The organism is Vibrio sp. 10N.222.48.A3, from assembly GCF_041475345.1.
Taxonomy (GTDB): Bacteria; Pseudomonadota; Gammaproteobacteria; order Enterobacterales; family Vibrionaceae; genus Vibrio; species Vibrio tasmaniensis_A.
Genome location: NZ_JBFRVX010001747.1, coordinates 1 through 324, shown reverse-complemented (window position 1 = coordinate 324; position 324 = coordinate 1). Strand labels below are relative to the sequence as shown.

The 324-nt window shown below is 46.0% G+C and carries 1 pseudogene; it reads left to right on the top strand.

Annotation, left to right across the window (positions count from 1 at the left end):
- Positions 1–324 (top strand): annotated as a pseudogene (gene glyA / locus AB4653_RS28735) (serine hydroxymethyltransferase); the annotation flags it as partial.

Genomic DNA, 324 nt, shown 5'->3' with positions numbered 1-324 from the left:
TACTACGGTGGTTGTGAGTTCGTAGATAAAGTTGAAACTCTAGCAATCGAACGTGCATGTGAACTGTTTGGCGCTCAATACGCGAACGTACAACCTCACTCAGGTTCTCAAGCAAACAACGCTGTATACATGGCACTACTGAATGCTGGCGATACTGTTCTAGGTATGAGCCTAGCGCACGGTGGTCACCTAACTCACGGTTCTCCAGTAAACTTCTCTGGTAAGCTTTACAACATCATCCCTTACGGTATCGATGAAGCAGGTCAAATCGATTACGAAGAGATGGAAGCGCTAGCTATCGAGCACAAACCTAAGATGATCATC